The sequence below is a fragment of the Streptomyces sp. NPDC014623 genome (genome assembly GCF_043088245.1).
GTDB lineage: Bacteria > Actinomycetota > Actinomycetes > Streptomycetales > Streptomycetaceae > Streptomyces.
Genome location: NZ_JBIBZU010000007.1, coordinates 1 through 12,333 on the forward strand (window position 1 = coordinate 1; position 12,333 = coordinate 12,333).

Annotated in this window: 9 protein-coding genes and 1 pseudogene; 6 read left to right on the forward strand and 4 right to left on the reverse strand. The window is 71.9% G+C overall.

What is annotated here, in order from left to right; genetic code table 11:
* Window positions 1–325 precede the first annotated feature (325 nt).
* The 6 genes and pseudogenes from xylB to ACF1FZ_RS13695 all read left to right on the forward strand — a co-directional run bounded on the left by xylB (window position 326) and on the right by ACF1FZ_RS13695 (window position 8,286).
* Window positions 326–1,813, forward strand: coding sequence for a xylulokinase (gene xylB, locus ACF1FZ_RS13670; protein WP_391773557.1), 1,488 nt, complete (start codon window positions 326–328; stop codon window positions 1,811–1,813).
* A 70-nt stretch (window positions 1,814–1,883) separates the two neighbouring features.
* Window positions 1,884–3,164, forward strand: a complete 1,281-nt coding sequence (locus tag ACF1FZ_RS13675; protein ID WP_391773558.1) for a VWA domain-containing protein — start codon at window positions 1,884–1,886, stop codon at window positions 3,162–3,164.
* Window positions 3,164–3,997: a hypothetical protein gene (locus ACF1FZ_RS13680; RefSeq protein WP_391773559.1), complete on the forward strand. Its 834-nt coding sequence runs from the start codon at window positions 3,164–3,166 to the stop codon at window positions 3,995–3,997. The genes ACF1FZ_RS13675 and ACF1FZ_RS13680 overlap by 1 nt, the downstream gene beginning before the upstream one ends.
* A 188-nt stretch (window positions 3,998–4,185) precedes the next feature.
* Window positions 4,186–5,553: a cytochrome P450 gene (locus tag ACF1FZ_RS13685; RefSeq protein ID WP_391773560.1), complete on the forward strand. Its 1,368-nt coding sequence runs from the start codon at window positions 4,186–4,188 to the stop codon at window positions 5,551–5,553.
* 96 nt (window positions 5,554–5,649) lie between these two features.
* Window positions 5,650–7,539 (forward strand): ABC transporter ATP-binding protein, encoded by a 1,890-nt coding sequence (locus ACF1FZ_RS13690; protein WP_391773561.1) that lies wholly within the window; start codon window positions 5,650–5,652, stop codon window positions 7,537–7,539.
* 184 nt (window positions 7,540–7,723) lie between these two features.
* A pseudogene (locus ACF1FZ_RS13695) lies at window positions 7,724–8,286 on the forward strand (GNAT family N-acetyltransferase).
* 319 nt (window positions 8,287–8,605) lie between these two features.
* Here ACF1FZ_RS13695 and ACF1FZ_RS13700 read toward each other — a convergent pair.
* From ACF1FZ_RS13700 to ACF1FZ_RS13715, 4 genes are all read right to left on the reverse strand, one after another.
* On the reverse strand, window positions 8,606–9,937 hold the full coding sequence (locus ACF1FZ_RS13700; protein WP_391773562.1) for an FtsX-like permease family protein: 1,332 nt from the start codon (window positions 9,935–9,937) through the stop codon (window positions 8,606–8,608).
* Window positions 9,927–10,667, reverse strand: a complete 741-nt coding sequence (locus ACF1FZ_RS13705) for an ABC transporter ATP-binding protein (RefSeq protein WP_391773563.1) — start codon at window positions 10,665–10,667, stop codon at window positions 9,927–9,929. Before ACF1FZ_RS13705 ends, ACF1FZ_RS13700 begins: the two co-directional genes overlap by 11 nt.
* Entirely contained in the window at window positions 10,664–11,233 is a 570-nt protein-coding gene (locus tag ACF1FZ_RS13710; protein WP_391773564.1) for a PadR family transcriptional regulator, read from the reverse strand. The genes ACF1FZ_RS13705 and ACF1FZ_RS13710 overlap by 4 nt, the downstream gene beginning before the upstream one ends.
* 122 nt (window positions 11,234–11,355) lie before the next feature.
* Window positions 11,356–12,333 (reverse strand): ABC transporter substrate-binding protein, encoded by a 978-nt coding sequence (locus ACF1FZ_RS13715; protein ID WP_391773565.1) that lies wholly within the window; start codon window positions 12,331–12,333, stop codon window positions 11,356–11,358.

Sequence of the window (12,333 nt, forward strand, 5' to 3'; positions counted from 1 at the left end):
GCCGGACGCGTCGCGTCACCGAACGGGTCGTTGCCACGCCAGCCCACGGTCCACAGACCGAAGGTGAACCTGTCCGCAGGGGTGGGAGTGAAGCGTTCCGTCATCGTGTGTCCGCCTTCGCCTGCCTGGGGTCCGGAGCTGTCGTCAGCAGCCCGGACCTATTTGTTCACTGACATGATTAATTATGCACGGAGCACCGCGTGGGCGTAACCCCCCGGAGGACGAAACGAGGGTGTCCCCTGTTCGGCGCGCCATCGATCACGTAATTTGTTTGTCGCACTCCCAAAACCCGCACTGCCGGAAACCGCACGAGAAGAGGTAGCCCATGCCGCCGCGTACCGTCGTCATCGGCGTGGACAGCTCCACCCAGTCCACCAAGGCCGCAGTCACCGACGCCGAGACCGGCGAGCTGCTCGCCGTCGGCCGCGCCCCCCATGTCGTCACGGGTGAGGGCGGGGCGCGCGAGACCGACCCCGAGGTCTGGTGGCGGGCGCTGTGCGACGCTGTCGCGGCCGGTCTCAAGGAGTCCGGGCTGTCCGCCTCCGCCGTCATCGGTATCGCCGTCGCGGGACAGCAGCACGGGCTCGTGACTCTCGACCGGGCCGGCCGTCCGCTGCGTCCCGCGCTCCTGTGGAACGACACGCGCTCCGCGCCGCAGGCCGCTGCGCTCGTCGCCGAACTGGGCGGGCCCGAGGCGTGGACGGCGCGCACCGGCACGGTGCCCGTCGCGTCCATGACCGCGACGAAATGGCGCTGGCTGCGCGAGAACGACCCGGCGAACGCCGAGGCGACGGCATCCGTGCGGCTGCCCCACGACTTCCTCACGGAGCGGCTCGCGGGCGTCGCGGCGACGGACCCGGGGGACGCTTCGGGCACCTGCTGGTACTCCACCGCCACGGGCGCGTACGACCCGGAGCTCCTGGACCGGCTCGGCCTGGACGTCTCCATGCTGCCGGAGGTCGCCGCCACGGGCGGGACCCGGATCGGCTCCCTGACCGAGGCGGCGGCCGAAGCGCTCGGCCTGCCGGCCGGTATCGCCGTCGCGGCGGGCACCGGGGACAACATGAGCGCCGCGGTGGGCCTCGGTCTGGGCGGCGCGGGGCTGCTGGACCATCCCGTCCTGAGCCTCGGCACCTCCGGCACGGTCTTCGCCGCCTCGCGGACCCGCCCGGCGTCCACGGCCCTCTCGGGGTTCGCCGCGGCCGACGGTACGTACCTCCCCCTGGCCTGCACCCTCAACTGCACCCTGGCCGTCGACAAGGTGGCCGGCCTGCTCGGCCTGCACCGCGACGACGCGGCGCCCGGCGGTGAGGCCGTGCTCCTCCCGTACCTGGACGGTGAACGCACCCCGGACCTTCCCACCTCCTCCGGACTGCTCACCGGACTCCGGCACGACACGACCCCGCAGCAGCTGCTCGGCGCCGCGTACGAGGGCGCGGCCTTCACCGTGCTGCGGGCGCTCGACGAGCTGCTGCGCGCGTGCGGCCTCGACCCGGCCGATCCCGAGGTCGCCGGCCGGCCGCTCCGGCTGGTCGGCGGCGGCGCCCAGGGCCGCACCTGGGTGGAGACCGTGCGCCGGCTCTCCGGCAGGCCTCTGATCGTGCCGGGCAGCGGGGAACTGGTCGCGCTCGGCGCGGCCGCGCTGGCCGCTTCCGCGGCGGGCGGTGGCGACCCGGTCGCCGTCGCGACCCGCTGGAACGCGAAGTCGGGTGACACCGAGGCCGAACTCCCGCCGGTGGAAAGGGACACCGAGACCTGGGAGCGTGTCGCTTCGGTGCTGGACAGGGCGGCGGAGCCTCTGCTGGGCGGATGAGGCAGGGCTCCGGCATCGCGTCCGCCGCCGGTGTTTGGGGATGATCGTGGATCTTCAATAAGATCCGGCGATGATCATAAGAAAACGGCTGACGGCCGGGGTGTGCGTCCTGCTCACCACCCTGGCCGCCGGGCTCGGCACCGCCCTTCCGGCCGCCGCCGGCGAACCCCCCGCCGCCGCTTCCCCCAAGGTCGAACTCGTCCTTGACGTCAGCGGCTCCATGCGTACCCGCGACATCGACGGCGAGTCCCGGATATCCGCCGCCAAGAAGGCTTTCAACGACGTCCTGGACGCGGTGCCCGAGGAGGTGGAGCTCGGCATCCGTACGCTCGGTGCCGGCTATCCGGGCGACGACCGGAAGGTCGGCTGCAAGGACACCGAGCAGCTCTACCCCGTCGGCCCGCTCGACCGGACCGAGGCCAAGACCGCCGTCGCCACCCTGGCGCCGACGGGATGGACCCCGATCGGACCCGCCCTGCTCGGTGCCGCCGACGACCTCGACGGCGGGGACGCCACCCGGCGGATCGTCCTGATCACCGACGGCGAGGACACCTGTGGACCGCTCGACCCCTGTGAGGTGGCGCGCGACATCGCCGCCCGGGGAATCCACCTGGTCATCGACACGCTGGGTCTGGTGCCGAACGCCAGGATCCGGCAGCAGCTGACCTGCATCGCCGAGGCCACCGGCGGTACCTACACGGCGGTCCAGCACACCGACGAACTGTCGGGCCGCGTCAAACAGCTGGTGGACCGCGCCGCCGAGCCCGTCGTCACCCCCGTGGCGACGGAGGGTGCGGGCAGCTGCTCGGCGGCCCCCGAGCTGAAGGCCGGGCTCTACACGGACCGGCAGGAGATCGGCAAGCACCGCTGGTACCGGGTGGACGTCCTGCCCGGCCAGGAACTGCGTGCCTCGGTGAGCGTGTCGGCGGACCGCGCCGTGAACAACGACTACGGGGTCCTGCTGCGCGCGGTGACCGCGCACGGCCGCGAGATCGTCCGGGGTTCGGAGTCGGGTACGGGGCGTACGGACGCCGTCTCCACCGGACTGCGCTACCCCAAGCCCGACCGGGATGCCGCCGACGACGGCGATGCGAAGCCCGCTGCCGAGGCCGTGTGCCTCCAGCTCAGCAACTCCTTCTCGGCGCCCGCCTCCGTGAAGACCACTCCCGGGATGCCCGTCGAGCTGACCATCGACCTGGTGAACGCCCCCGAGGACGCGGCTGACGTCGCCGCGTTCGGCCTGGGACGCGGCTGGTGGCTGCTGGGCGTCATGGTGCTGACCGGACTGATCGCGGGCCTGCTGTTCGGCTGGGTCTCGCGCTGGCGCGTCGCCGTATGGAGGACCAACTGATGCGTACCACCCGCAGGAACACCGTGAAGCGCGGATGTGTGGGCGCGCTGCTGGCCGCCGCCGCCCTGCTCATCCCGGCGGGTGCCGCCGTCGCCGACGGCCCGTCCGCGAGCGCGAGCCCGGCAGAGGGGGAGGGGGCGGGTCCCACGGAGGCGGGTACCACTTTCCGCACCGCCACGGCCCTTCGGCAGGGGCAGACGGCCACCGCGGACGCGTCCACGGGTGACTACCTGTACTGGGCCTTCCCCGCGGACGCCGGGCAGCGCCCCACCGTCCGCGCGAAGGTGAGCCTGCCGGAGAGTGCCGCCCGGCGCGGCGCGTCGACCTGGCAGGTCGACGTGTACGACGGGCTCCGCCGTCGGCAGGACTGTGTGTACGGCCACCGGACCAGGAAGGCGGCACCCGACGCGGGCACCGTCGAGCTGTCCTGCGTACTGCGCACGGTGCGTGCCTGGTCCGAGCCTTGGGCGTCCGACCCGCTGCCCGGCAGCTACTACGTCCGCCTGACGGTGGTCGGCCTGGCGGAGGAGGACCTGGGGCTGCCGGTCCAGGTCGAGACCCAGGTGACCTCGGCCGACGAGGGCGGCGCCTTCGATGTGGACGGCGCTCTCGCGGAACCACTGGTGCCGGGCGTTTCCGCCGCTTCCACCGCCTCGGCGCAGAGCGGTGCCCCGCTCGGCGGCGAGCCCGAGGACGGCTGGTCCTCCGGCTGGTGGACCGACCGCTGGCTGTGGACCGCCGGCGGTGGCGTGCTCGCCGCGCTGGCGGCATTGTCCGGCCACTCCCTCACGCGTGGCGGTGGCCGCCCGTCCCGGGTACCGCCGGGGGCCTGACCGCGTGACACCCCGGCGCGAGGGCCGCAGGCAACCGCCTGCGGCCCTCGCGCATGCCCGGCCGACGTACCGCGAACTCGGCCCGGACTCAGGCCCGACCGGCCAAGGGCTGTCCCGCCAGGAATTGCGGGACAGCCCTTATGCTTTGCAACTCACCTATTGCGCACGGCAGATGACGGGAGGCCTTCATGGCCGAGGAAACCGGCGCATCCCTCGGCACCGAGCCGCGCGGCCACCGGCTCACCCAGGGGCCGAGAGGTCTCCCCTTCCTGGGAAGCCTGCCGCAGTTCGGCAAGGATCCCCTCGGCTTCTTCGAGCGCCTGGGCGGGTACGGGGACATGGTGCGATGGCGCTTCGGCCGCAACGACTGCGTCTTCATCGCCGACCCCGAGTACATCGGCGAGCTGCTCACCGAGACGGAACACACCTTCGACCAGCCGCTGCTGGGCATCGCCTTCCGTACGGTCATGGGCAACGGAGTGGTCGTCGCGCGCGGTACCGACTGGCGGCGCAAGCGGTCGCTGGTGCAGCCTTCGGTGCGGCCCAGGCAGGTGAAGTCGTACGCCTCCACCATGACGGCGTGCGCGGTGGAGCTGGCCGGCACCTGGTCGGACGGCGAACGCGTCGACATCAAGCGGGAGATGGCGGCCCTGACGCAGGAGATCGCCGTACGCACCATCTTCGGGGTGGACACGCCGGCCGACGCCGAGTCGATGGGCCGCGCCATGGACATCGCCCAGCAGGAGATCGGCAAGGAGTTCAGCGGACTCGGCGCCGTCCTGCCCGACTGGGTGCCGACGCCCGGGCGGGCCAGGATCAAGAAGGCCGCTGCCGTGATCGACGCCGAGGTCGGGCGTGTGGTGGCCCGTCACCGCGACGGCGACGGGGGGCGCCCCGACCTGCTGAGCCGGCTGCTCGCCGCGGTGGACGAGAGCGGGGCGCACCTCTCCGGCAAGGAGATCCGGGACGAGACGGTCACGCTCTACATCGGCGGCCACGAGACGACCAGTTCCACGCTGGTGTGGGCGTGGTACCTGCTCTCCCGTGCCCCGCACGCGCGGGCGGCACTCACCGAGGAGCTGGACCGGGTCCTCGGCGACCGGGAGCCGGGCATCGACGACTACGCGCAACTGACCTACGCCCAGGCGGTGGTGAAGGAGACCCTGCGGCTGTATCCGACGATCTGGCTGGTCACCGGGATCGCCAAGGAGGGGGCTCGGATCGGCGGCGTCCCGATGCCGGAGGGAACGCGGGTGTGGAGCAGCCAGTGGGTCACGCACCGGGACGAACGGTGGTTCCCCGAGCCCGCGGCGTTCCGCCCGGAGCGCTGGGACGCAGAGACCGGGGACGACATTCCGGAGTACGCCTGGTATCCGTTCGGCGGCGGCCCCCGGGTCTGCCTCGGTACGCGCTTCGCGATGGTCGAGGCGGTGCTGGTCCTGGCCGTCCTGGCGCGCCGTTTCGAGCTGGAGGTGGACCCGGGCACCATCAGCCCCGTGCCGGCGCTGACCCTGCAGCCGGACCGGGACGTGATGGCCACCGTACGGGCGCGCTGAACGCGCCGGCGGGTGAAGCCGGCCGGGAACGTTTGACCTCAAGTTTACTTGAGGTCCTAGCGTGCCATGCATACCGACCGATCCCGGAGGCACAGCATGGACATGGAAGTCACCGCGTGGCATTCACTGCACAGCGCGATGAACGCGCAGAAGGACCGCAGGGCCTTCTCCAGGGCCACGCTGCACCGCATCGCGGCGTTCGCCCGGCCGCATCGGAGCAGGATCGTCCGTTTCCTGCTCCTCAGTGTGGTCACCGCTCTGCTGGCGGTGGCCACACCGGTGCTGGCCGGGCGGGTCGTCGACGCGATCGTGCGGGGGGAGGAGACCGGGACGGTCACCCGGCTCGCCCTGCTGATCGCCCTGATCGCCGTGGCGGAGGCGGGGCTCGGGCTCCTCACCCGGTGGCTGTCGGCCACTCTGGGGGAGGGGCTGATCCTCGATCTGCGCACCGCCGTCTTCGACCACGTCCAGCGGATGCCCGTCGCCTTCTTCACCCGCACCAGGACCGGTGCGCTGGTCAGCCGGCTCAACAACGACGTGATCGGCGCCCAGCGTGCGTTCAGCAACACCCTGTCCGGCGTCGTCTCCAATCTGGTCACCCTTCTGCTGACCCTGGCCGTGATGCTCACGATCTCCTGGCAGATCACGCTGCTCGCCCTGGTGCTGCTGCCGGTGTTCGTCGTCCCCGCCCGCCGGATGGGCGCCCGGATGGCGGACCTCCAGCGGGAGGCCGCCGGCCACAACGCCACCATGGGCACCCAGATGACCGAGCGCTTCTCGGCGCCGGGCGCGACGCTCGTCAAGCTGTTCGGGCGCCCCGCCGACGAGTCCGCCGAATTCGCCGCCCGCGCGGGCCGGGTGCGTGACATCGGCATCCGCACGGCGATGCTGCAGTCCACCTTCATCACCGCGCTCACCCTCGTGTCGGCGCTGGCCCTCGCCCTGGTCTACGGGCTCGGCGGCCACTACGCGCTGCGCGGCAGTCTGGAGCCCGGGGCCGTCGTCGCCCTGGCCCTGCTCCTCACCCGCCTCTACGCACCCCTGACGGCGCTGGCGGGGGCCCGGGTCGAGGTGATGAGTGCCCTGGTCAGCTTCGAACGGGTCTTCGAGATCCTCGACCTCGAACCGCTGATCACCGAGAAGCCCGACGCACGCCGGGTACCTGACGGGCCGGTGTCCGTGGAGTTCGACAAGGTCTCCTTCGGTTACCCCTCCGCCGACAAGGTCTCCCTCGCGTCGCTCGAAGAGGTGGCCGCACTCGACTCCGGCGGCGGCACACAGGTGCTGCACGACGTCTCCTTCAAGGCGGAGCCCGGTCGGATGATCGCGCTCGTGGGATCATCCGGAGCCGGTAAGTCGACGATCGCACAGCTCCTCCCCCGGCTGTACGACACCGACGCGGGCGCCGTGCGGCTGAACGGCGTCGACGTACGCGACCTGACGGCCGATTCGATCCGGGACACCCTCGGCATGGTCACGCAGGACGGGCACCTCTTCCACGAGTCGGTGCGCGCCAACCTCCTGCTCGCCCGGCCGGAGGCCACCGAGGAGGAGATCTGGGACGCGCTGCGCCGCTCCCGCCTCGACGGCCTGGTCGCCTCGCTGCCCGAGGGGCTGGACACGGTGGTCGGCGAGCGCGGCTACCGGCTCTCCGGTGGCGAACGGCAGCGGCTCACCATCGCCCGGCTGCTGCTGGCCCGCCAGCGGGTGGTCATCCTGGACGAGGCGACCGCCCATCTCGACTCCACCTCGGAGGCCGCTGTCCAGGAGGCGCTGGCCGAGGCCCTGGAGGGGCGTACGGCGGTGGTGATCGCCCACCGGCTGTCGACGGTGCGGGCCGCCGATCTCATCCTGGTGGTCGAGGCGGGCCGGGTCGTCGAACGGGGCACGCACGAGGAACTGCTGGCCGCCGGAGGGCGGTACGAGGAACTGCACCGCACCCAGTTCGAGCGGCCGGGAGCCGCCGACGGCCACGCGGTGGTCTGACCGCCCTACGGTGCCGGTCCGGCCGTGTCCGGACCGGCACCGCCGGCGCGCTCGCCCCCGGGGCCCGTGCGGCCGGTGATGCGGAGTGTGCCCGTCCGGCACACAGCGGTGTCCCACCGGTAGGGTGTCGCGCTTGTGGTGCGGGGGCCGTCGGTTACCGCGCCCGATCGAAGGGAGGGGCGGTATGCGGGACATGTGGACCGGTGACAGAGTGCGTCTGCGGGGTGTCGAGCCGGAGGACTGGGAGGGCTTCCGGAGCCTGGCCCGGGATTCGGTCGGCGCCCGCAACGCCGACCAGGTCGAGCCTCCGCGTTCCGACGAGAGTTTTCGTTCCTGGACTGCCGGCCGTGCCGGGCGTCCGCCGGGCGGTGAGGCGTTCCGCCTGGTCGTCGAAGGGCTGGCCGATCGCGCGTTCGCGGGTTCTGTGACCGTCGGGGAGACCGACAGCCGTGCGGGACGGTTCAGGACCGGCATCGAGATCGCCCCCGGCCAACGGCGCAAGGGATACGCGGCCGAGGCCACCGAACTGGTCCTCACCTACATGTTCGCCGAGCAGCGCCACAACAAGTGCGAGGTGGAGGTCTACGCGTTCAACGACGCCTCTCTCGCCCTCTACCTCGGGCTGGGCTTCGTCGAGGAAGGACGGCTCCGCCAGCACGAGTTCTTCGCCGGCAGCCACCACGAGTACTGCTCGGCATCACCGCCGCCGAGTACTGGGCCACTCACCGGCACCCGTCCGTGCGATGACCCGCTCCGCCACTGCGACACCCACCGTCCCGGTGGCCGCCTTCCTCACCCCGGTGGTGCGGTCTCGTCCACCCCGGCCCCTCACGCCGGGTTCCCGGCCGCCGCGCTCGTGGTGGCATCGCGTGCGCGCGGCGGGGCGGAGCCCGCGAAGGGCGCTCCAGGGCCTGCCGTTTGGATCATGCCGGATGAGGGAGCGGGGTCTGGCGCCGTGCATCGCGAGGCGGAGGAGGGAACCCGCGCGGAGCGTCGGCGACTGACGACAACGCCGCGAGGTGCGGCACCAGACCCCGCGAGCCCGGCGTGATCCAGACGAGAGGCCCTAGGTGAACCGCAGCTCCGCCGGGTGCGCCGCACGCCGAAGGAACGGCAACGACGTCGCCGCGGCCAGCAGACAGGCCGCGTAGACCGTCACGGGGACGAGCAGCGGCAGCAGGGGGACGGGTCCGCCCACGACGGCGGCGTACGCCAGGTACACCACCGTTCCTCCGGCGCCCGCGAGCAGGAGCGCGGGAGCAAGAGGCAGCGCCGTCTCCAGAAGCGCGGCCCGGGCCAGGACCCCGTGGGGCACCCCGGCGGCGGCTTGTGCCGCAAGGCCTCGCCGACGGGTGGCCAGCGACTCGGTGGTGCCCACGGCGAGGCCGCAGAGGCTGATCGTCAGGGCGATCAGCACTGCGGCTCCGACGAGGTCGATACCGGTGGTGTAGAAGGCCAGGTCCACCGGACGGTAGCCGTCCTCCCCCAGCGCCGCGAGCAGTACCCCGCGGACCCCCATGAAGGCCACGCCGACGACCGTGACCAGCAGCAGCGCGGCGTGGGTCCGCGCGGCCGCCCACGGGTCGTGCGCGAGGCGGCTCGCGGCGATGAGCACCGCGGGGCTGTTCGTGCGGCGGGTGAGCCTGCGGCCCAGGAACGCCGCGAACGCCCCTGTCACCCAGATCGCGCCCGCCCCGGTGAGGAGCACCAGCCCCAGGACCAGCAGCGCGAACGGCGTCACGCCTTTGCCGCCCCGGAGCAGGAAGAGCAGGGCCGCCATGGTGATCAGCACGGCGGTGAGCAGGAAGCCGAGCAGCGTCCGGCGCCCCCGGTCCGGGCCCGTCCTGCGCACGTGGTCCAGCGGCGAGGCGATCACGTGGCGCAGAGCGAAGGCGCTGACCAGTGCGGCGGCCACCGGAACAGCGAGGACCACCGCCACGAAGCCCGCCCAGGCCACCGGAGGCGGGGTGTGCCCCGCTCGGGCGAGGAGCACGGCGAAGGCGGCGAAGCCGGCCGATGAGCCGGCCAGGCAGACGAACGCGGACTCGACCGCGGCGACTCTCCGCACCTGTGCGGGGGTCGCCCCGGCGAGCCGCATCCCGGCCATGCGCCGGTAGCGGTGCACTGCCCCGATGCGCGCGCACTGGCCGAGGAAGCCGAGCACGGGGACCAGCAGGAGCACGAGTGTCAGCACCACCCCCGCCCGCTCGCCCGGCTGGTTGAGCAGTCCGTGGGCGTACGGGATCGACACCTGCCCCTGTACTGCGGCGATCGTCGCTGCCGCGAGGGCGAAGCCCGTGGCGAGCAGGGCGCCCGACAGGGTGAGCGAGATCCTCCACCACTCGCGGTGTTCCGAGCCGCGCGCGAGGATCCAGGCGATGCGGATGTCAGCCTTCACGGTGAGCCGCCCCCTGGCCGACGGTATCGGCCGAGCCGGAGTGGACCACGCCGTCCCGCAGCCCCACCTCGCGGTCCGCGTACGCCGCGACCTGTGCGTCATGGGTGATCAGCAGGACCGCGGTGGCCGACTCCCTCGCGGTGTGCACCAGGGTGGTCATCACCTGTTCCCCGGCGAGCGAGTCGAGCGCCCCGGTCGGTTCGTCCGCGAAGACCACCTTGGGCCCGGTCACCAGGGCCCGTGCCAGGGCGACCCGTTGGCTCTGTCCGCCGCTCATCTCACCGGGACGCAGGCCGGCCTGCCCACGGACGCCGAAACGCTCCAGCCACTCCCCCGCCCGCTGCTGTGCCGGGCCCCGCCGGGTCCCCGCGAGCAGCAGGGGCAGTGCCACGTTGTCGAGTGCGGTGAGCTCGGGGATCAGCTGCCCGAACTGGAACACCACCCCGAAGTCGCGGCGGCGCAGCTCGCTGAGCCGCTGCTCGGGCATCGGGCCGAGCTCCTCGCTCCCGTAGGTGACGACGCCCTCGTCGGGGCGGACGATCCCTGACAGGCAGTGCAGAAGGGTGGACTTCCCGCTGCCGCTCGAACCGGTGACGGCGAGGATCTCGCCCTCGTGGAGGTCGAGGGAAGCCCCCCGTAACGCCTCGGTCCTTCCGTACGACTTCCGCAGACCGCGCGCCGAGAGCAGCGCGCTCACCCCCGGGGGGTGCTGTTCGTGCCGTGTGTTCATGCTGCGTTGACCTCCGCGGTCAGGGTGTCGACACGGGCTGCTGTGGTGGTCATCCACCGCACGTCGGCGTCGAGATGGACAAGGGCGTAGTCGGCCGAGAGCACCGTGCTGAGATCGGCGCCCGGCGCGGTCTTGAGTGCGGTGAGCTCGCGCATCCGCTCCATGTGGGCGGCGCGCTGAGCTCTCAGATGTGCTGCGGCGTCGGGCTTCCGTCCGTCCTGGCCCGGCTGTGCCGGGGCCGCCGCGACGAGGATCGAGACCACGACCTTCGCGAAGATCTCGTTCGTCACGAAGGGGGCGGGCGCGGTGATCTCCTCGACCCAGCGGTCCAGTTCGCGTGCTCCCTCACCGGTGGACCGGTAGAGGGTGCGCTCCGGTCCGCCGTCGGAATCGGTGCCGTCGACGGTGGCCAGACCGTCACGTACCAGGCGTTGCAGCGTCGTGTAGACCTGCCCGTACGCGAGTGGGCGGGCCTGCGGGAAGCGGGCGTCGTACTGCCGTTTCAGGTCGTAGCCGTGGCAGGGCCCGGCCGCGAGCAGCCCCAGGAGGACATGACGGGTACTCATGTGGTCACTGTACTCTCGGTACATGTACTGAGTGAATAGTAAGGGCAGGGATTCCCGCACACACGTCAGCCGCCGCGGCAGGTGCCGCGGCGGCTGACGGGCGGAAGGAGTTACGGCTCAGGTCACCGGCCGAGCCACTTCTTCCAGGTGGCGGGGTGCTTCTCGACCCAGCGGTCCGCCGCCTCGCCGGGCGACAGCCGCTCGGCGGCGATCAGTTCGGCGACCTCGTTCTGGTCCTTCTCCGACCACTTGAATCTCTTGAGGAAGGCCGCCGCGTCCCCGCCCCGCTTCGAGAAGTCCGCGTTGAGGTACTTCTGGAGCGGAGTCGTCGGGTACGCGCAGTCGATGTCCTCCGGGTCCTTGGCCGCGCACGCGTCGGAGTACTCCGGGAGCTTCACCTCGACCATCGGCACCTCGTTGGACAGCCACTGCGGCTGGTACCAGTAACTGAGGAAGGGCTTCTTCTCCTTGGCGAACTGCTGCATCTGGGTGATCTGTGCGGCCTCGGAGCCGGCGAAGACGACCTTGTAGTCCAGGTCCAGGTTCTTCACCAGCGCCTTGTCGTTGGTGACGTAGGACGGTGAACCGTCCATCAGCTGGCCCTTGTCGCCGCTCTCCGCGGTACGCAGCTCGTCGGCGTACTTGTCGAGGTTCTTCCAGTCGGTGACGTCGGGGTGCTCGTCCGCCCAGTACTCGGGGACGAACCAGCCGATGTGGCCCGTGACCCCGAGGTCGCCCCCCGGGACGATGGTCTTCTTGTCCTCGACGTACAGCTTCTCCTGGTCGGGGTGCCCCCAGTCCTCCAGGATGGCGTCCACCCGGCCCTGGCTGAGGGCGTCCCAGGCGGGTACCTCGTCCGTCTGGACGAGGTCGACGCGGTAGCCCAGTTCGTCCTCCAGGATCTTCTGCGCGACGGCCACGTTCGCCTGCGCGCCGACCCAGGACTGGACGGATAGGGTGACGGTCCTGATGTCCGCCGGGGCGGCGAACGGGGAGGCCTGCTTGGTCATGTCCGCCGCGCCGCAGCCGGTGACGGCCACCAGCGCCCCGGCCGAGGCGACGAGCGCCGACGTACGGACGCGGGTACGGGTGCGAGCCAT